The sequence below is a fragment of the Streptomyces sp. SID5469 genome (assembly GCF_009862865.1).
Classification (GTDB): domain Bacteria; phylum Actinomycetota; class Actinomycetes; order Streptomycetales; family Streptomycetaceae; genus Streptomyces; species Streptomyces avermitilis.
Genome location: NZ_WWIN01000001.1, coordinates 4,418,352 through 4,435,824, shown reverse-complemented (window position 1 = coordinate 4,435,824; position 17,473 = coordinate 4,418,352). Strand labels below are relative to the sequence as shown.

Genomic DNA, 17,473 nt, shown 5'->3' with positions numbered 1-17,473 from the left:
GCGGGTGGCGAAAATCAGTGAATGAGGGGGAGCGCTGATGACTCAGCCGCCCAACCAGCCGCCGCAGGGCGGCTTCGGGGCACCGCAGGACCAGCCGACCGTAGGCTTCGGCGGCCCGCAGGACCCGCGTCAGGACCCGAGACAGGAACCACGGCAGGGCACGCCCCCGCCGCCCGCCCAGCCACCGCAGACGCCGCCGCCTCCGCCGCAGTCGCCGCCTCCGCCGCAGCCCGGCTACGGCTATCCCCAGCAGCCCGGCCCGTACGGGCAGCCCCAGCAGCCGGGCCAGCCGGGCCAGCCGGGACCCTACGGGCAGCCCCAGCAGCCGGGGCCGTACGCCCAGCAGCCCGGCCCCTACGGCGCCCCGCAGCCTGGTTACGGCTATCCCCAGCAGCAGCCCGGCTACGGCTACCCGCAGCAGCCGCCGCAGTTCCCCGGCGCGCCCACCCCGCCGCCCGGCGGGGGTTCCAAGAACCCCTTCAAGGGCAGGCCGGCGGTGCTCATCGCGGCCGCCGTCGCCGCCGCGCTGCTCGTCGGCGGCACCGTGTGGGCCGTCACCTCCGAGGGCGGGAGCGACGACAAGAAGCCCGTGGCCGAGAAGAGCGAGAAGAGCAAGGGCGGCAAGACCTCCGCCTCCGACGATCCGGTCAACCCCGGCGACGGCAGCGGCGACGGCGGCGCGGACCCCGAGAACCTCAACGAAGGCCGCCAGGCGGGCGAGTCGAAGGTGCTCTGGTACAAGGAGGCGCCCGACGCGCCCGGTTCCGGCGCCGACGCCCCCGGCATGTGGATCACCGGCAAGACGGCGGTGAAGGCCGCGTACAAGCAGGTCTTCGCGTACAACGTCGGCAACGGGAACCCGGCCTGGGACCCGATCACCTTCCCGCAGAAGATCTGCTCGGTCACCCAGCAGAAGACGGCCGACGACAAGATCGTCGTCGCCTACATGAGCGGCGTCAGCGACAACGCCAAGTGCAACCAGCTCCAGCAGATCGACCTCGACACCGGCAAGAAGGGCTGGAAGGGCGAGATCGCCGAGGGCGCTCTCTTCGACAGCACCTTCAACGTCAGCCTGACCATCACCGGTGACACGCTGCTGGTGGGCCGTTCGCAGTCGGGCACCGCGTACGACGTCGCCACCGGCAAGAAGCGCTGGGACAAGAAGAAGTACGGCACCGCCTGCTTCCCCACCGCGTTCGCCGGCGGCGCCAAGATGATCTCCGTCGCCTCCTGCGCGGCCGGCACCGGCACCGAGCACGACGAGGTGCAGGAACTGGACCCGGCGACCGGCAAGGCCAGGTGGACCAAGAAGATCCCCAAGGGCTGGACCGTCGCGCGCACGTACTCCGTCGCCCCCGTCGTCCTCTACCTCACCAACGAGGACAAGAAGCAGTGGAACGTCTCCACGCTGAAGAACGACGGCACGCTGCGCTCCCAGGTCGACGTCGACGAGTCCTTCGCCCCGCAGTGCGGCTGGGCCATCCTCGACCGTGACCTCCAGGGCTGCACCGGTGTCGCGGCCGACGCCAACACGCTCTACCTGCCGACCGAGGCGAAGACCGGCGCCAACGAGGTCGTCGCGGTCAGCCTGGAGACCGGCAAGGAGAAGTGGCGCGTCAAGTCCCCGGCGGACGAGTCGATGCTGCCGCTGAAGATGGACGGCACCCACCTGATCGCGTACGTCGAGCCGTCGTACGACGCGGGCGGCCAGGTCGTCTCCATCCCGACGGCCGGCAGCAGCCACAAGCCGGCCAAGCTGCTCCAGAACCCGCAGGGCACCGCGCAGATCGAGAGCGGCTTCTACTCGAAGGCCCTCGACTGGGTGGACGGCCGCTTCTACCTCTCCACGACCCGGCTGACGGGCAGCAACGAGTCCAAGGAGAAGCTGATGCTGGCCTACGGCAAGTGATCGAGCTCCTTCTCACGTCCCGGCCCACCGCCCCTTCGCACTCCGAGGTACCCACGTCATGAGCCAGCCGCCCCCGCCCCCCAGCCAGCCTCCGTCGGGCGGTTTCGGCGCGCCCCAGGACCCGCCGCCGGGCGGTTTCGGCGCGCCCCAGGCCCCCCCGCCGGGCGGTTTCGGCGCGCCCACGCCGCCCCCGCAGGGCCCGCCCCAGACTCCGCCGCCCCCGCAGGGCCCGCCCCAGGCTCCGCCGCAGCCCCCGCAGGGCCCACCGCAGCCCCCGCAGGGTTCCGGTTACGGGTATCCGCAGGCGCCGCCGCAGGCCCCGCAGGGTCCGGGCTACGGCTACCCGCAGACGCCGCCGCCCGCCCCGCAGGGGCCCGGTTACGGCTACCCGCAGGCGCCCGGACCCGCACCGTCCGGTTACGGCTACCCGGGCCAGCAGCCGCAGTACGGCTACCAGCCGCCGACCGTGCCGATGCAGCCTCAGCCCCCGCAGGGCGGGCGGAAGGGGCCCGGCGCCACGACCTGGATCATCGTCGCGGCGGTCGCGGCCATCGCACTGATCGTGGGCGGCGGTGTGTACATGTACTCCGCCACCGGCGGCGACGACAGCAAGAACAACTCCTCCGGCACGACCGGCGGCAGTGGCGGCAGCGGCGGCAAGGACGACGACGCCACCTCGGGCGGCACCGACACCTCCAGCGGCGAAGCCAAGGAGAAGGCGCCGGCCGACCCCAGCGCCAAGGTCCTCTTCCAGGTGCCCGCGCCGACGATCACCGACAAGCAGGAGATCGACAGCGTCAGCGGCTCCTGGCTCACCGACTCCGTCTACGCGAAGGCCGGCGTCGCCAAGATCGTCGGATACGACGCGGACTCCGGCTCGAGCAAGTGGACGCTGCCGCTGACCGGCCAGACCTGTGCCGCCTCGCCGGAGATCTCCGCCTCCGGCATCGCCGCGGTCGTCACCGAGTCGGGCAAGCGCGCCGGCAGCAGCGACCGCAAGCCGTGCAGCGAGGTCACCGCGTTCGAGGTGGCCACCGGCAAGAAGCTGTGGACCAAGAACGTGTCCGTCGGCGACGCCAAGGTCGCGTTCGAGGAGGTCACCCTCTCCGGCGGCACCGTCGGGGTCGGCGGCCTGTACGGCGGCGCCGCCTTCGACCTGTCGTCCGGCAAGGTCCTGTGGCAGCCGAAGGCCAGCGGCTGCCAGGACCTCGGCTACGCGGGCGGCGAGCAGCTCGTCGCGGTGCGCAAGTGCGGCGAGTACGGCGACGAGAAGTACGAGGTCCAGCTCCTCGACCCGAAGTCGGGCAACGTGAAGTGGAGTTACAAGCTCCCCACCGGCATCGACAACGCCAAGGTGATCTCCAGCAAGCCGGTCGTCTTCGGCGTCGACTCGGGTGACGTCACCGCCTCCGGCGTCACCGACGTCTTCTCCCTCGACGACAGCGGCAAGCTGCGCACGAAGATCACGCTCGCGGACGGCAAGTACGAGCACGACTGCGGTGTCGGCGACGTCCACGACTGCCACGCGATCACGGTCGGCAACGACAAGCTGTACGTCCCGACCAAGGAGCACGACGGCACGGCCCAGGGCAGCCGGACCAACGAGATCGTCACGTTCTCGCTGGCCACCGGCAAGACCGCCGGCGACAAGATCGACGCGGGCGACGACTACGAGATCTTCCCGATCCGCATGGACGGCGGGAACGTCATCGCGTACAAGGACGGACCGTACAACAAGGGTTCCCAGGTCGTCTCGGTGAACGGCACGTCCCTGAAGGAGACCAAGCTCCTGGAGACCCCGTCCACCGACGCCGTGCGCAGCGCCATCAGCAGCATGGTGCCGAAGTCGTCCGAACTGCTCTACACGGACGGCCGCCTCTTCATGGGCAAGGATCTGGTCAGCAAGCCGTACTCGACCGACCAAAAGGAGTACGCGGCCCTGGGCTTCGGCGCCAAGTAGCCGAGAACGCGGTCGTTCGAAAGGCCCCGTCCCTGTTCAGGGCGGGGCCTTTCACGTACCCCTCAACACGCGCGAATGGGAGGGATTTCGGTAATCCGGGGCACTTCTCACCAGTAGGGGAAGCGCGACGTCGAACAAGCGTGTAGCTTCCGGGGGCATGGAGGGCGGGGGGTGCCGGGGGGGCTCCTGTCCGAGGGGACCAGTGGGCATCCGAAGCGGGCATTCACTGGGGGGACTGGGGGGTTGCTCGATGGGAGTGCGGCTGATGGTGGTCGACGACCACCGATTGCTCGCCGAGGCGCTGGCCTCGGCTCTGAAGCTGCGCGGGCACCGCGTGCTCGCCGCGGCCGCGCCCGCCGCGGGCGCGGCGGAGCTGGTGATCACCAGGGCGCCGGAGGTGTGCCTGCTCGGTACGGCGACACCGGACGAGCCGGGCATCTTCGACCCGGTGGTGAAGATCAAGCGGGAGCGTCCGCAGGTGGCGGTTCTGGTGCTGGGGCCGGTGCCGAATCCGCGTGGGATCGCGGCGGCCTTCGCCGCCGGCGCCTCCGGTTACGTACGGCACGACGAACGGATAGAAGGCGTCGAGCGCGCCATCATGAAAGCGCGGTCCGGGGAGGCCGCCGTGGCGCCACAGCTGCTCCAGGGCGCCTTCAGCGAGCTGCTCAACCCGGCCGCCCAGCCCGACGACGAAGGTCAGCGTCTGCTCCAGATGCTGACGCCGCGCGAGGTGGAGGTCCTGGTGCGGGTGGCCGACGGCGAGGACACCCGGCTGATCGCGGCCGGCATGGGCATAGCCCCGAGCACGGCCCGCACCCATGTGCAGCGGGTGCTGATGAAACTGGGGGTGGGGTCGAGGCTGGAGGCGGCGGCGCTCGCGGCGCGTACCGGGCTGCTGGACCGGGCGGGGCCGGTGGCGGCGGGGCCCGGGAGTGCGGAGGATTCTCGGCCTGCGGAGCAACCAGGCCGGGGGTGAGGCGAGTTGGCCGAGTTCTCGGGGCTGGTACCCAAGAAGCGTTGGGTCCGACGGTGAAGAACCGCCGAACCCAACGCCACACGCTCGGACGACATTGTCAGGCGTGTTGGGAAGTCACCGGCACAGGGCGCGGTGAACTAGCCGGTCACACACAAACGGCAGCGAGCTGCGCAGCGGTGGCGACCACCGCGTTGAACGCCGCGGTGATGGCGGCCGGGTCCTGCGGGTTGGCCGCCAGCGCGGCGGCAAGGACCTGGAGCTGCGCCTGCAGTTGCAGGGTGAGCGCCGCGCAGGTGGGCGGCGTCGGAGGCGCCGCCGGGAGGCACCCGTTGGCACGGAGCTGTGCGACGGTGACCTGGGCCGCGGCGATCGCCGCCTGGGCCGCGGGGACGTCGGGCGGCGTGGCGGCCAGCGCCGTCGCGGCGGCCTGCAGCTGCGTGGAGAGCTGACCGCTCAGAGCGGCACAGACGGTCGGGGGCGTCGGGGGCTTCGGGCCCTTGACCCCCTGCGCGACTGACGTGCTGGGCTGCGGGACCGTGGCGGCGACGGCCACGGGGGCGATAGCCATAGACAGAGATGCCAGGGCCGCGGCCGTCGCGACTGCGGACCCAAAGCGCTTGATTTGGAACATTCCGCGCCTTTCTTCGTGCGTGAATGAGGAAGTTTGGGGAGGTTTGTGTCCCCGAGCTCAGGAGGCCCCGCGGCGCGGCCGACGGCAACTCCACGTGTCCTGTTCGCTCTGGTCAGTAGCGGCGACCAAGACCCTGGACGGGAAGAAAAGCGCAGGTCAGAGACGTGCGGAGGAAGTGATTCGAACGGGGGTGCCCGCTACTGTGAACGAGCGACCACCTAGAGCGAGCGTTCGAAAGCTGCGGCTCGACGGCAAGCTTCACGCAGGCGTTGCCGTCGCCGCCGTCGGAGAACGTCGACTTCTGCGAGCACGGCCAAGGCGTCGACCCCGGCCCGGAACCCGGGCGCACCAGCACACTGACCTGGGCCGCGGAGCCGGCCCGGCCCGAGGCTTCCAGGGGAGTTCGGCCGGGGATCGCGCACGGGGCGGCGCATCGTCACGGCTTACTCGTCCGGGTCCCAGGCCTCGAGCAGGTCGAAGAGACGTCGGCCGCCGTCGAGCTTCAGGGAGTCCACCGGAATACGGCCGTACAGGGCCAGGACCAGCTCACCGGCGGTGCCCCGGAAGGAGGCGTCGGCCGCGTCCGGGTCCTCGCCGGCAGCGGCGGCGGGCGCCGTGCCGGGCGCGGGAAGACGGGTGGCCCGTGCGCCGTCGGCGGAGAGCGAGAGGCGCCAGGAGCGGCCCTCGGAGGCGTGGAAGTCGACGGCAGCGGGCTCGTGCGGCCAGGCGCTTGTCGTTGCGACGCAGGTGGACAGGAACTCGTCGACACCGTCGAGCGCCACCTCGTCGGGCAGCGGCTGCGGGGCACCTACGGTGATCTGGGCGTCGTACGTGTGCACCGCGAGCTGCTGGAGCTGGTGCCGAGCTACGGCACCGGAGGTCGGTGGCGACTGCGACGTCCCCCACCACGTCCAGCAACCGCGATCCGGGCCGGCCTTCCGCAACGCGTCCAGCAGTTGCTCCGTGGACTCCGCCAACCAGGCCAGCAGGGCCTCGCGCTCCCGGGGCGCAGCCGGGGCGCCCTCCGCTGCGGACTTGGCCGGAGCAGGCCCTGCGGCGACGGTGGCGGCCCAGTCGCGGCGCCCCTCGCCGATGTGCTGCGCCAGATCGAACAGCGTCCACTCGGGGCAGGTCGGCACCTGTACGTCGAGACTGGGCGCGGCGGCGACCGCGGCGCGGAAGGCGGTCGATCGTTCGTCGATCAGTCGCAGCAGATCGGAAAACTCCAGAGTCTTTTCCACCGGGGCTGTCTATCACCGTGCACCGGCAACCGGACAGCGATTTTCACGGCCCACGCGGCAAGCGCGCGGCACGGGCCGCGCGCCCTCGGTGACGTGCCGGTGACCGCGGACGAGACGGCGCGGGAGGGCAACTCGCGGTGTACAGCCGTCCGGGGCGGGAGTTCCCCAAGTGAACTCCCGCCCCGGACAAGAGAGTTACTGCGACGGCTCCTCATCGGCAGGCGTCGGCGGCACCGTGGGCCGCAGCCACATCCACCCCAGGAAGAACAGCCCCAGGGCAAGCATCCCGAGCCCCGTCCACAGGTTGATGTTGACGCCCTGTGCCTTGTCCAGGTCGGCGTCGGACGGGGAGATCCCGGCGATCGTGACGATGATCCCGTAGACCACGAACAGGCCGCCGATGATCCGGCGGATGTCGAAGAGGCGGGCGGCGGTCGCGGACTTGCTCTCCAGATCGGTGACTTCGCGTTGCAGGTCGGACATGGTGATCAGCCTCCGATCGGATCAGAACGAGTACGGGATGTAGCAGAGGGCGGCCAGGACGATCGCCGACCAGCCGAGCAGCGCCGGCTTGCGGTACCAGGCGTCGTCACCGGTGGCCGGCGGCTCCGGCACACCCGGGGAGCGCGTGCCGTAGACCAGGCCGGCCAGTTCCGCCTCCGGCTTCGGAGCCGTAAAGAGGGTGACGGCCACCATGACCACCGCGCCCGCCACGAAGCCGACGATCGCCGAGACGAAGTTCGCGCCCTGGTCGCTGGGGATGTCGATGACGCCCTGCTTGTAGATCCAGAAGTAGTTGACCATCGCGGCCGTGGTGCCCGCGAGCAGGCCCCACACGCCGGACTTCATCGAGGCGCGCTTCCAGAACATGCCGATGATGAAGACCACGAACATCGGCACGTTGAAGAAGGAGAACAGCGTCTGGAGGTAGCTCATGATGTTGGAGAACGACGACGCGATGAACGCCGTACCGATCGACGCCATGACGCCGACCGCCGTGATCAGCCGGCCGAACCGCACGTAGTAGGCGTCCTCGCGGTCCTTGACCACGTACCGCTGCCAGATGTCGGTGGTGAAGACCGTGTTGAAGGACGAGACGTTCGCCGCCATGCCCGCCATGAAGGCCGCGAGCAGACCCGTGACCGCGATACCGAGCACGCCGTTGGGCAGCAACTCCTGCATCAGGTACGGGATCGCCTCGTTGTACTGGAGGTCCGAGCCGCTGGTGCCGATCTTCGGGACGAGGACCGCGGCGACCAGACCCGGGATCATCACCAGGAACACGATGAAGATCTTCGGGAACGCGGCGATCAGCGGAGTGCGCTGGGCGGCGGACAGGTTCTTCGCGGACAGGGCGCGCTGCACCTCGGCGAAGTTGGTCGTCCAGTAGCCGAAGGAGAGCACGAAGCCCAGGCCCAGGATGATGGTCAGCCAGTTCGCGCCCAGCGGGTTGGGGTCGCCGATGCCCGTACCGCCCCAGGCGGACAGGAAGTTGTCGCCGTGGCTCTTGGTGAGCGAGTCGCTCAGGCCGTCCCAGCCGCCGACCTTCTTCAGGCCGAGGACCGAGATGGGGATGAGCGCGGCGAGGATCACGAAGAACTGAAGCACCTCGTTGTAGATCGCCGAGGAGAGACCGCCGACCGTGATGTACGCGAGCACCAGGAAGCCCGCGACCACGATCGCCACCCACTGCGGCCAGCCGAGCAGCGCCTCGACGACGATCGCCAGCGCGTACAGGTTGACGCCCGCGATCAGTATCGCCGCGAAGGCGAACAGGACCGAACTCAGCAGGTGTGCCGGCTTGTCGAAGCGCTGGAGCAGATACTCGGGGACCGACCGGACCTTGGAGCCGTAGTAGAACGGCATCATCACCAGGCCCAGGAAGACCATGGCCGGGATGGCGCCGATCCAGTACCAGTGGACGACCGCGACGCCGTACTGCGCGCCGGTCGCCGCCATGCCCAGGATCTCCGTCGCGCCCAGGTTGGCGGCGATGAACGCGAGGCCGGTGACCCAGGCGGGCAGGGAGCGCCCGGAGAGGAAGAAGTCGAGGCTTGTCTTCACCGAGCGGCGGGCGGCGAAGCCGATGCCCAGCACGACGGCGAAGTAGATCGCGAGGATCGTGTAGTCGAGCCCGTTCGTGGGGAGTCGGAGCCCGTCGGCGAGGTACGTCGCTTCGAGTGGATGTGTGGGCAGATGCGTGGGGGACTGCATAGGAACTCGCTTCGTTGCGTGAACGTATCCGACCGGAACCTACGCCTCCGCGTTCAGTAAATGAACACGTGTATTGGGGTTCTTTGTTTGATTGTGATGTTGACGTCTGGGGGGCCTTGTGGTTTGTTATGTTGAGTTCTGTTTGAAGACTTGGGTGGCTCGAATGAGGAGTCCGGCGTGAAGAAGACCTCGACCCCGCTGGCCGACGGTCGCGAGCTCATCTACTACGACCTGCGCGACGACGCCGTGCGCGACGCCGTGGACCGGCGCCCGCTCGACCGGACCGTCACCAGCTCGGAGATCCGCCGCGACCCGCTGCTCGGCGACTCGGTCGCGATCGCCTCGCACCGCCAGGGCCGCACCTACCACCCCCCGGCGAACGAATGTCCGCTCTGCCCCTCCGAGGGCGAGCGGCTGAGCGAGATCCCGGACTCCTCGTACGACGTGGTCGTCTTCGAGAACCGCTTCCCCTCGCTGGCCGGAGACTCCGGCCGCTGCGAGGTGGTCTGCTTCACCTCCGACCACGACTCCTCCTTCGCCGACCTGACCGAGGAGCAGGCGGGCCTGGTCCTGGACGCCTGGACCGACCGGACGGCGGAGCTGTCGCATCTTCCCTCCGTCCAGCAGGTGTTCTGCTTCGAGAACCGCGGCGCCGAGATCGGCGTGACACTCGGCCACCCGCACGGACAGATCTACGGCTACCCCTTCACCACGCCCCGTACTGCGCTGATGCTGCGTTCGGCGGCCGCGCACAAGGAGGCGACGGGGGGCGGCAACCTCTTCGACGACGTACTCGCCGGCGAACTGGCCGGGGAGCGGATCGTCCTTCAGGGAGAGCACTGGGTCGCCTTCGTTCCGTACGCGGCGCACTGGCCCTACGAGGTCCACCTCTACCCGCGCCGCCGGGTCCCCGACCTGCTGGCCCTCGACGAGGACGCACGCACAGAGTTCCCCAAGGTGTATCTGGAACTCTTGAGGCGCTTCGACCGGATCTTCGATGGGACGGGTGGAGGGAAAGAAGGGGTGGGCGAGCCTCCGACGCCGTACATCGCCGCCTGGCACCAGGCGCCGTTCGGCCCGTTGGAGGAGTTCGAAGGCGTCAACCGTGACGACTTCGCACTCCACCTCGAGCTTTTCACCATTCGCCGCACTTCCGGCAAGCTGAAGTTTCTCGCGGGTTCCGAGTCCGGCATGAGCGTGTTCATCAACGACGTGCCGCCGGAGACCGCGGCCCAGCGACTGCGAGAGGTAGCGAGTTCATGAGTGGGAAGTACCTGGTCACCGGCGGTGCCGGCTATGTCGGCAGCGTGGTCGCGCAGCACCTGATCGAGGCCGGCCACGAGGTCGTCGTCCTCGACAACCTCTCGACCGGCTTCCGCGAGGGCGTGCCGGCGGGCGCCTCCTTCGTCGAGGGCGACATCCGCGACGCCGCCAAGTGGCTGGACTCCTCCTTCGACGCGGTCCTGCACTTCGCCGCGTTCTCGCAGGTCGGCGAGTCGGTCGTGAAGCCCGAGAAGTACTGGGACAACAACGTCGGCGGCACGCTGGCCCTGCTGGCCGCGATGCGCGAGGCCGGCGTACGCAAGCTGGTCTTCTCCTCGACGGCCGCGACCTACGGCGAGCCGGAGGAGGTGCCGATCGTCGAGACGGCGCCGACCAGGCCCACCAACCCCTACGGCGCCTCGAAGCTCGCGGTCGACCACATGATCACCGGTGAGGCCGGGGCCCACGGGCTCGCCGCGGTCAGCCTGCGCTACTTCAACGTGGCCGGCGCGTACGGCAGCTGCGGTGAGCGGCACGACCCCGAGTCGCACCTCATCCCGCTCGTGCTCCAGGTCGCCCAGGGCCGCCGCGACGCCATCTCCGTCTACGGCGACGACTACCCGACGCCGGACGGCACCTGCGTCCGCGACTACATCCACGTCGCGGACCTGGCCGAGGCCCACCTGCTCGCGCTGGACGCGGCCACGCCCGGCGAGCACCTGGTCTGCAACCTCGGCAACGGCAACGGCTTCTCCGTCCGCGAGGTCATCGAGACCGTCCGCCAGGTCACCGGGCACCCGATCCCGGAGATCGTGGCCCCGCGCCGCGCCGGCGACCCGGCGGTGCTCGTGGCCTCCGCGGCCACGGCCCGCGAGCGACTCGGCTGGAACCCGGCCCGCGCGGATCTCGCGGGCATCGTCGCGGACGCCTGGGCGTTCGCTCAGCACAAGGAGTAATAAGTGGTGGGGGTTCGCGAAGGGTTCGAGGAGCTGTACGGGGCCGCGCCGGAGGGCGTCTGGGCCGCCCCCGGCCGGGTCAACCTCATCGGCGAGTACACCGACTTCAACGAGGGCTTCGTGATGCCGCTCGCCCTGCCGCACACGGCGGTCGCGGCGGTGTCCCGGCGCACCGACGGAGTCCTGCGGCTGCACTCGGCGGACATCGAGGGCCCCGTGGTCGAGCTGCGCGTCGACGAGCTGGAGCCGCTGACGAACACCAGCTGGGCCGCGTACCCGGCGGGTGTGGTGTGGGCGCTGCGCTCCGCGGGACACCCGGTGACGGGCGCGGACATCCACCTCGCCTCGACGGTGCCGACGGGCGCCGGCCTGTCCTCGTCGGCGGCCCTGGAGGTCGTGACGGCGCTGGCCCTGAACGACCTCTACGAACTGGGCCTGACCCGCCCCGAACTGGCGCGCCTCGCCCAGCGCGCGGAGAACGACTTCGCCGGCGTCCCGTGCGGCGTGATGGACCAGACGGCGTCGGCCTGCTGCACCGAGGGCCACGTCCTGCACCTGGACTGCCGGGACCTGTCCATCCGCCAGGTCCCCTTCGACCTGCCGGCCCACGGCCTCGAACTCCTGGTCGTCGACAGCCGGGTGAAGCACGCGCTGGGCGACGGCGCCTACGCGGAACGGCGCGCGGGGTGCGAAGAGGGCGCACGGCAGCTCGGGGTCTCGCATCTGCGGGACGTCGCGTACGAGGAGCTGGACGGCGCGCTGTCCCGCCTGCCCGACGAGCGGGTACGCCGCTACGTACGCCATGTCGTCTCGGACGACCACCGGGTGGAGCGGGTCATCGCCCTGCTGGACGCGGGCGACGTACGCGCGATCGGCCCGATCCTGACGGACGGCCATGTCTCCCTCCGCGACGACCTGCGCATCTCCTGCCCGGAGCTGGACCTGGTGGTCAGCACGGCGAACGCGGCGGGCGCGCTCGGCGCGCGCATGACGGGCGGCGGCTTCGGCGGCTCGGCGGTGGTCCTGGTCGAGTCCGCCGACGTGGACACGGTCACCAAGGCGGTGACGGAGGCGTTCGCGGCGGCCGGTCACACGGCGCCACGGGTGTTCCCGGCAGTGCCCTCGGAGGGCGCCCGGCGGCTCAGCTGAGGCGGTCGAGGCGCTTCGTCAGCGTGTACTCCGTGGTCCCCGGCGGATAGTCGGGGATCACGCACACCACCTCGTAGCCCCGCTTCCGGTAGAAATCCGGGGCCTGGAAGTCCCAGGTCTCCAGGCGGGCGGCCCGGCAGCCGCGCTCGTCGTGGGCCGTCCGCTCGGCGTCGGCCAGCAGCCGGGAGCCGAGCCCCGTGCCCCGGTGGCGCTCGTCCACCCAGAGGTAGGTGACGTGCAGCCACGTCGTCCAGGTGTGGCCCACCAGGCCGCCGGCCAGGTCACCGTCCTCGGACAACGCCCACACATGCAGCGGACGTTCACGTTCGTCCGGCGTTCCGCGCAGCGCGCGCAGAGCGGGGGACGCCGCCGTGTTCGTGTCCAGCAGCCGCCGCCGAAGCAGATTCCGCCGCTCGTTGTCGACTTCTGTCTCCATACGAAACATACGGCTCACCATAAACGCGCTGGCCAACCAGTTCTGCAAATAGCCTTCCGCTTCCGGCTCCCGGCCCTACCCTGATGAGCAGTACCGGTGGGGGCCGGTGCTGATCAGGGGGCGAGACAGTCGGGTACGACGCCCGGAGTGGGGGTAGCAGTTCCAGCACGGCGGCGGCCGTGCGGCTGCGGCACCCCGTTTTCCCGAGCAGACTCGGGGATCTCCGGGCGTCGTACCTGCGCCGGTCGTCCCCCGACTCGTGGGGGTTTCAGTGCTTCGCATCCGTGTCCTGGTCGTTGACGACCATCGCATCTTCGCCGAGTCGCTCGCCGCTGCCCTTGCCGCGGAGCCCGACGTCGACGTCTCCGCGGCCGGCAGCGGTCCGGCCGCGCTGCGCGCCCTGGAGCGGGCGGTGGCGGAAGGCCGCAGATTCGACGTGTTGCTCGTCGACGCCGACCTGGGCGGCAACGTGCCCGGCACCCGCCCGGCCGTCTCCGTCCGCGACGGCAACGAGGAGGGGCTCGTCGACGGCATCTCGCTCGTCGCGGGCGTCCGCTCCGGGCAGCCGAGCGTACGCACCGTCGTCCTGGCCGAGAAGGACGACCCGCGCCGCGCCGCCCTCGCCCTCCAGGCCGGTGCCTCCGGGTGGGTCGCCAAGGACTGCTCACTGTCCCGGCTGCTCACCGTCATACGGGGAGTGCTGCGGGACGAGACGCACCTCCCGCCCGCCCTGCTCACCGGCGTGCTGCGCGAGCTGACCGCCGCCCGCAAGCACCGCACCGAGAGCGAGCGGCTGGTCGAGTCGCTGACGCCGAGGGAGCGGGAAGTACTGCGGTGCATGGTCGCGGGCCTCGGGCGCAAGGCCGTCGCCGAACGGCTGTTCCTCTCCCCGCACACCGTCCGCACCCATATGCAGAACGTGCTCGGGAAGCTGGGCGTGCACTCCACCCTGGCCGCCGTCGCGCTCGCCCGCCGCGCCGGGGTCGGGCCCGCCGACCTAGCCGGGGATGTTGTCGAACGGGGCGGTCAACTGGCGTAGCAGGGCCGCGAGTTCAGCGCGCTGGGCCCGGCTGAGTTCGGCGAGGATCGCGCGCTCCTGGTCGAGGAGTCCGGCGAGCGCCTGGTCGGCGCGGTCGCGGCCCTCCTCGGTGAGCCGGACCAGCACGCCCCGGCGGTCGCTGGGGTCGGGCAGCCGCTCGACCAGGCTCTTCTTCGCGAGCCGGTCGATACGGTTGGTCATCGTGCCGGAGGTGACGAGCGTCTGGGTGAGGAGCTGGCCGGGGGAGAGCTGGTACGGGGCCCCCGCGCGCCTGAGCGAGGTGAGGACGTCGAACTCCCAGGGCTCCAGGCTGTGCTCGGAGAACGCGAGCCGACGGGCCCGGTCCAGATGCCGGGCGAGCCTGCTCACCCGGCTGAGCACCTCGAGCGGTTCCACGTCGAGGTCGGGGCGCTCCCGGCGCCATGCTGCGACCAGCCGATCGACCTCGTCCTCCATGACGATCAGTGTAGTGGTTGTGTCGACGTGAAGTCTCTTGACCTGAAGTTTCTTTACTTGAAATCTCTTGATCTAGAGTCTCTTGACGTCGAGATAGTTTGGGTGTGAGGCTGACCTGTGTCATCAGGCCGTGACTTCGAGGAGGACCGCCATGCCCGCCGCCGTCCCCAGCTGGGATCCCAGCCAGTACCTGCGCCACGCGGATCACCGCGCCCGCCCCTTCGCCGACCTGCTGGCCCGCGTCCCCGAGCTGCCCCGGGACCCCGCCCGCATCGCCGACCTGGGCTGCGGCCCCGGCAACGTCACCCGCCTGATCGCGGAGCGCTGGCCCACCGCCCGCATCACCGGACTCGACAACTCCCCGGAGATGCTGGCGAAGGCCGCCGCGTACGCGGGTCCCACGGCCGGCGGCGGCCGCCTCGACTTCGCCGCCGCGGACGCCCGGACCTGGACACCCGCGCAGCCCTACGACCTGATCGTCAGCAACGCCACGCTGCAATGGGTGCCCGGGCACATCGACCGCCTCCCCGCCTGGACGGACGGGCTGGCTCCCGGCGGCACCCTCGCCTTCCAGGTGCCCGGCAACTTCGACTCGCCCAGCCACCGGCTGATGCGCGAACTCGCCCACTCGGCCCGCTGGAAGGACCGCCTGGCCGACACCCTGCGCCACGACGACGCCGTGCACACGCCCGCCGCGTACCTGGAGGCGCTCACCGCCCTCGGCTGCGCGGCCGACGTCTGGGAGACCACGTATCTGCACCTCCTCCAGGGCGAGGACCCCGTACTGGACTGGGTGAAGGGAACGGGCCTGCGCCCCGTCCTCACGGAACTGGGGGCGGCGGACGCGGAGGCCTTCGTCGCCGAATACCGGGAGGCACTGCGCGAGGCGTACCCGGCGACGGAGCGCGGCACGGTGTTCCCGTTCCGCCGCGTCTTCGCCGTGGCCCACAAGGAGGCGTGATGCTCACCGCCGTCGACCACGTCCAGCTGGCCGCACCACCGGGGTCGGAGAACGCCCTGCGCGCCTACTACGTCGACATCCTCGGCATGAGGGAGCTCCCCAAACCGCCGGTCCTCGCGGCGCGCGGCGGCTGCTGGTTCCAGGCGGGCGCGGTGCACCTGCACCTGGGCATCGAGGCGGACTTCCGCCCGGCGAGGAAGGCGCACCCAGGACTGCGGGTCACGGACATCGAGTCGTACGGGGGTCGGCTCGCCGCCCGGGGAGCGACGGTCACCTGGGACGCCAACCTCCCGGGCCACCGCCGCTTCTACTCCGAGGACCCCGTCGGCAACCGACTGGAGTTCCTGGAGCCGCTCGCCCCGGAGTGACCGGGCGGCGCGGCGAACGGGCCGCCGCCGTCAGGACTTCGGGTGCCGCCGTCAGGTCTTCCGGCGCTGCTGTCAGGACTTCGGGTGCCCCCGTCAGGTCTTCCGGCGTCGCCGTCAGGACTTGCGGTGTCCTATCAGCCGCGGCTTCGGCTCCAGGCCGTCCAGCCCGTGCCACGCCAGGTTCACCAGGTGCGCCGCCACCTCGGCCTTCTTCGGGCGGCGCACGTCCAGCCACCACTGACCGGTCAGCGCGACCATGCCGACCAGCGCCTGCGCATACAGCGGCGCCAGCTTCGGGTCGAAACCCCGGCTCTTGAACTCGCGGCCCAGGATGTCCTCCACCTGGGTGGCGATGTCCGAGATCAACGACGCGAACGAACCCGTCGACTGGGGGATCGGCGAGTCGCGGACCAGGATGCGGAAGCCGTCCGTGTACTCCTCGATGTAGTCGAGGAGCGCGAAAGCGGCCTGCTCGCACAGCTCACGCGGGTGACCCGCCGTGAGGGAGCCGGTGACCATGTCCAGCAGCCGCCGCATCTCACGATCCACCACCACCGCGTACAGGCCCTCCTTGCCGCCGAAATGCTCGTACACGACAGGCTTGGAGACCCCGGCCTTCGCCGCGATCTCCTCCACCGACGTCCCCTCGAAGCCCTTCGCGGCGAACAGGGTGCGACCAATCTCAAGAAGCTGCTGGCGCCTTTCCGCACCAGTCATCCGCGTGCGGCGCGCACGCCGCGGCTTTTCATTGCTCGGGGTGCTGCTGGAGTCGGTCGCCACGCTGTCAATCATGCCGCGTCGGCGCTCTCCCTCTTGCGCCGGGAGCCTTCCTCACCGGTGTGACGGCGGGAATCGATACGCGAGCGTGACGGCCAGCGCACGTCATAAGCCCAGCCCAGCCGCTCGCACCAGCGGATGATCCGCGCCGAGGAATCCAGCTGGCCGCGCTCCACCCCGTGCCGCGCCGACGTCGGGTCGGCGTGGTGCAGGTTGTGCCACGACTCACCGCAGGACAGCACCGCCAGCCACCACACGTTCCCCGACCGGTCACGCGACTTGAAGGGACGCTTGCCCACCGCATGACAGATCGAGTTGATCGACCACGTCACATGGTGCAGCAGCGCCACCCGCACGAGCGAACCCCAGAAGAAGCCGGTGAACGCCCCCCACCAGGACATCGTCACCAGACCGCCGATCAACGGGGGCAGCGCCAGCGAGAGACCCGTCCACAGGACGAACTGACGCGAGATCGCACGGATCGCACCGTCCTTGATCAGATCCGGCGCGTACTTCTCCTGCGACGTCTGCTCCTCGTCGAACATCCATCCGATGTGCGCCCACCACAGGCCCTTCATCAGAGCCGGAACCGTCTCGCCGAAACGCCACGGCGAATGCGGGTCACCCTCCGCGTCGGAGAACTTGTGATGCTTGCGGTGGTCGGCCACCCAGCGGACCAGAGGTCCCTCGACCGCCATCGAACCGGCGATCGCCAGCGCGATCCGCAAGGGCCGCTTGGCCTTGAACGAACCATGCGTGAAGTAGCGGTGGAAGCCGATCGTGATGCCGTGGCAGCCGAGGTAGTAGAAGAACACCATCAGGCCCATGTCGAGCCAGCTCACCCCCCACCCCCAGGCCAGCGGCACCGCCGCGAGCAGCGCCAGGAACGGAACGATGATGAAGAGCAGCAGCGTGATCTGCTCGAGCGAACGTTTCCGCTCGCCGCCCAGCGTCGCGGACGCGGCCATGGAGTCGTTGTTCGCCTTCGGAACGTCGTCGATCACATCGGAGCCTGGGGTCATGGGGGCGTCCCCTGAAGGGTCGAGGGTGGGGGGATGGCCGATTACGGCGCCTACGGTTCCGTAACCTACGGCATCGTAAGTATGGCAGTGCGCCGCCCGGCGGCAAGAGCCCGAG

Annotated in this window: 17 protein-coding genes; 9 read left to right on the top strand and 8 right to left on the bottom strand. The window is 70.3% G+C overall.

The genetic code is table 11. From position 1 onward, the window contains the following. Nucleotides 1-37: 37 nt before the first annotated feature. The 3 genes from GTY58_RS18710 (at nucleotide 38) to GTY58_RS18700 (ending at nucleotide 4,845) form a co-directional block, all read left to right on the top strand. Nucleotides 38-1,909 (top strand): PQQ-binding-like beta-propeller repeat protein, encoded by a 1,872-nt coding sequence (locus GTY58_RS18710; protein WP_010985014.1) that lies wholly within the window; start codon nucleotides 38-40, stop codon nucleotides 1,907-1,909. A gap of 58 nt (nucleotides 1,910-1,967) precedes the next feature. Further along, on the top strand, nucleotides 1,968-3,869 hold the full coding sequence (locus GTY58_RS18705) for a PQQ-binding-like beta-propeller repeat protein (protein WP_037644829.1): 1,902 nt from the start codon (nucleotides 1,968-1,970) through the stop codon (nucleotides 3,867-3,869). Nucleotides 3,870-4,119: 250 nt separating this feature from the next. Further along, on the top strand, nucleotides 4,120-4,845 hold the full coding sequence (locus tag GTY58_RS18700; RefSeq protein WP_010985012.1) for a response regulator transcription factor: 726 nt from the start codon (nucleotides 4,120-4,122) through the stop codon (nucleotides 4,843-4,845). Between the two features lie 145 nt (nucleotides 4,846-4,990). On the opposite strand, the gene GTY58_RS18695 is transcribed toward GTY58_RS18700, so the two are convergent. From GTY58_RS18695 to GTY58_RS18680, 4 genes are all read right to left on the bottom strand, one after another. Beyond that, nucleotides 4,991-5,413 carry a hypothetical protein gene (locus GTY58_RS18695; protein ID WP_137865222.1) on the bottom strand — a complete coding sequence of 141 codons (423 nt, stop codon included), beginning with the start codon at nucleotides 5,411-5,413 and terminating at the stop codon, nucleotides 4,991-4,993. 506 nt (nucleotides 5,414-5,919) lie between these two features. Next, entirely contained in the window at nucleotides 5,920-6,717 is a 798-nt protein-coding gene (locus tag GTY58_RS18690) for a maleylpyruvate isomerase N-terminal domain-containing protein (RefSeq protein ID WP_010985010.1), read from the bottom strand. A gap of 195 nt (nucleotides 6,718-6,912) precedes the next feature. Next, a complete protein-coding gene (locus GTY58_RS18685) occupies nucleotides 6,913-7,200 on the bottom strand; it encodes a hypothetical protein (protein WP_010985009.1) in 288 nt (95 codons plus the stop codon). Between the two features lie 21 nt (nucleotides 7,201-7,221). After that, nucleotides 7,222-8,931 (bottom strand): sodium:solute symporter family protein, encoded by a 1,710-nt coding sequence (locus GTY58_RS18680; protein ID WP_010985008.1) that lies wholly within the window; start codon nucleotides 8,929-8,931, stop codon nucleotides 7,222-7,224. Between the two features lie 177 nt (nucleotides 8,932-9,108). On the opposite strand from GTY58_RS18680, the gene galT reads away from it, so the two are divergent. The 3 genes from galT to galK are packed head-to-tail and all read left to right on the top strand — an operon-like array spanning nucleotide 9,109 to nucleotide 12,299. Beyond that, nucleotides 9,109-10,194 (top strand): galactose-1-phosphate uridylyltransferase, encoded by a 1,086-nt coding sequence (gene galT / locus GTY58_RS18675; protein WP_010985007.1) that lies wholly within the window; start codon nucleotides 9,109-9,111, stop codon nucleotides 10,192-10,194. Continuing rightward, a complete protein-coding gene (gene galE / locus GTY58_RS18670) occupies nucleotides 10,191-11,150 on the top strand; it encodes a UDP-glucose 4-epimerase GalE (protein ID WP_010985006.1) in 960 nt (319 codons plus the stop codon). The genes galT and galE overlap by 4 nt, the downstream gene beginning before the upstream one ends. 6 nt (nucleotides 11,151-11,156) lie before the next feature. Next, nucleotides 11,157-12,299: a galactokinase gene (galK, locus tag GTY58_RS18665; RefSeq protein WP_042494435.1), complete on the top strand. Its 1,143-nt coding sequence runs from the start codon at nucleotides 11,157-11,159 to the stop codon at nucleotides 12,297-12,299. Here the strand turns inward: galK and GTY58_RS18660 are convergent. After that, nucleotides 12,292-12,756 carry a GNAT family N-acetyltransferase gene (locus GTY58_RS18660; RefSeq protein WP_078234413.1) on the bottom strand — a complete coding sequence of 155 codons (465 nt, stop codon included), beginning with the start codon at nucleotides 12,754-12,756 and terminating at the stop codon, nucleotides 12,292-12,294. The genes galK and GTY58_RS18660 overlap by 8 nt on opposite strands. A gap of 250 nt (nucleotides 12,757-13,006) precedes the next feature. On the opposite strand from GTY58_RS18660, the gene GTY58_RS18655 reads away from it, so the two are divergent. Next, a complete protein-coding gene (locus GTY58_RS18655) occupies nucleotides 13,007-13,774 on the top strand; it encodes a response regulator transcription factor (protein ID WP_037644834.1) in 768 nt (255 codons plus the stop codon). On the opposite strand, the gene tamR is transcribed toward GTY58_RS18655, so the two are convergent. Further along, nucleotides 13,733-14,230: a MarR family transcriptional regulator TamR gene (tamR, locus tag GTY58_RS18650; protein ID WP_010985002.1), complete on the bottom strand. Its 498-nt coding sequence runs from the start codon at nucleotides 14,228-14,230 to the stop codon at nucleotides 13,733-13,735. The two genes, GTY58_RS18655 and tamR, sit on opposite strands and share 42 nt — an antisense overlap. 151 nt (nucleotides 14,231-14,381) lie before the next feature. Between tamR and GTY58_RS18645 the strand changes: the two genes are divergently transcribed. Both GTY58_RS18645 and GTY58_RS18640 read left to right on the top strand, forming a co-directional pair. Beyond that, on the top strand, nucleotides 14,382-15,191 hold the full coding sequence (locus GTY58_RS18645; protein WP_010985001.1) for a trans-aconitate 2-methyltransferase: 810 nt from the start codon (nucleotides 14,382-14,384) through the stop codon (nucleotides 15,189-15,191). After that, nucleotides 15,191-15,559: a VOC family protein gene (locus GTY58_RS18640; protein WP_010985000.1), complete on the top strand. Its 369-nt coding sequence runs from the start codon at nucleotides 15,191-15,193 to the stop codon at nucleotides 15,557-15,559. The genes GTY58_RS18645 and GTY58_RS18640 overlap by 1 nt, the downstream gene beginning before the upstream one ends. Nucleotides 15,560-15,673: 114 nt before the next feature. On the opposite strand, the gene GTY58_RS18635 is transcribed toward GTY58_RS18640, so the two are convergent. Both GTY58_RS18635 and GTY58_RS18630 read right to left on the bottom strand, forming a co-directional pair. Next, nucleotides 15,674-16,351, bottom strand: a complete 678-nt coding sequence (locus GTY58_RS18635) for a TetR/AcrR family transcriptional regulator (protein ID WP_010984999.1) — start codon at nucleotides 16,349-16,351, stop codon at nucleotides 15,674-15,676. After that, entirely contained in the window at nucleotides 16,348-17,358 is a 1,011-nt protein-coding gene (locus GTY58_RS18630; RefSeq protein ID WP_010984998.1) for a fatty acid desaturase, read from the bottom strand. Before GTY58_RS18630 ends, GTY58_RS18635 begins: the two co-directional genes overlap by 4 nt. Nucleotides 17,359-17,473 lie beyond the last annotated feature (115 nt).

What these genes read in the sequence shown, in the direction of transcription:
- GTY58_RS18695 (WP_137865222.1), bottom strand. Translation starts at nt 5,413, where the DNA reads ATGGCTATCGCCCCCGTGGCCGTCGCCGCCACGGTCCCGCAGCCCAGC.
- GTY58_RS18645 (WP_010985001.1), top strand. Translation starts at nt 14,382, where the DNA reads ATGCCCGCCGCCGTCCCCAGCTGGGATCCCAGCCAGTACCTGCGCCAC.
- tamR (WP_010985002.1), bottom strand. Translation starts at nt 14,230, where the DNA reads ATGGAGGACGAGGTCGATCGGCTGGTCGCAGCATGGCGCCGGGAGCGC.
- GTY58_RS18700 (WP_010985012.1), top strand. Translation starts at nt 4,120, where the DNA reads ATGGGAGTGCGGCTGATGGTGGTCGACGACCACCGATTGCTCGCCGAG.
- GTY58_RS18710 (WP_010985014.1), top strand. Translation starts at nt 38, where the DNA reads ATGACTCAGCCGCCCAACCAGCCGCCGCAGGGCGGCTTCGGGGCACCG.
- GTY58_RS18660 (WP_078234413.1), bottom strand. Translation starts at nt 12,756, where the DNA reads ATGGTGAGCCGTATGTTTCGTATGGAGACAGAAGTCGACAACGAGCGG.
- GTY58_RS18630 (WP_010984998.1), bottom strand. Translation starts at nt 17,358, where the DNA reads ATGACCCCAGGCTCCGATGTGATCGACGACGTTCCGAAGGCGAACAAC.
- GTY58_RS18680 (WP_010985008.1), bottom strand. Translation starts at nt 8,931, where the DNA reads ATGCAGTCCCCCACGCATCTGCCCACACATCCACTCGAAGCGACGTAC.
- GTY58_RS18705 (WP_037644829.1), top strand. Translation starts at nt 1,968, where the DNA reads ATGAGCCAGCCGCCCCCGCCCCCCAGCCAGCCTCCGTCGGGCGGTTTC.
- galE (WP_010985006.1), top strand. Translation starts at nt 10,191, where the DNA reads ATGAGTGGGAAGTACCTGGTCACCGGCGGTGCCGGCTATGTCGGCAGC.
- GTY58_RS18685 (WP_010985009.1), bottom strand. Translation starts at nt 7,200, where the DNA reads ATGTCCGACCTGCAACGCGAAGTCACCGATCTGGAGAGCAAGTCCGCG.
- GTY58_RS18635 (WP_010984999.1), bottom strand. Translation starts at nt 16,351, where the DNA reads ATGATTGACAGCGTGGCGACCGACTCCAGCAGCACCCCGAGCAATGAA.
- GTY58_RS18640 (WP_010985000.1), top strand. Translation starts at nt 15,191, where the DNA reads ATGCTCACCGCCGTCGACCACGTCCAGCTGGCCGCACCACCGGGGTCG.